Source organism: Vibrio sp. OPT46, assembly GCF_015163535.1.
Taxonomy (GTDB): domain Bacteria; phylum Pseudomonadota; class Gammaproteobacteria; order Enterobacterales; family Vibrionaceae; genus Vibrio; species Vibrio alginolyticus.
Genome location: NZ_JADDYG010000378.1, coordinates 1 through 287, shown reverse-complemented (window position 1 = coordinate 287; position 287 = coordinate 1). Strand labels below are relative to the sequence as shown.

Genomic DNA, 287 nt, shown 5'->3' with positions numbered 1-287 from the left:
CAAAAAGAGTACACCATTTCGTCGTTATTGGCGCGCTTGAGTACCATCAACTCTAAAACGTCTTCAGCATTGCCAATCTATTTGATTATGTCAAAGCTAGACAAGTTAGACGGCTTTAAAGAATACATGCACTTTAGCTCTCTCAAGACACGTGTTGAGTTCCTCTCTATCCCACTAAAAGAAGCCAAAGGTGTATTTGCAGAGTACTACCGCGATAGCTATCGAAATCTAGTGAGAGTGCTTGAAAGTAATGCGCTAGATGCATCCGCTAATTCAACGGACATTGA

1 protein-coding gene is annotated in these 287 nt (G+C 41.5%); it reads left to right on the top strand.

Features of this window, described 5'->3' with window-relative positions; all coding sequences use genetic code 11:
- On the top strand, positions 1-287 hold a 287-nt coding region (locus IQR33_RS17715; protein ID WP_193843892.1), incomplete at both ends, for a type VI secretion protein IcmF/TssM N-terminal domain-containing protein.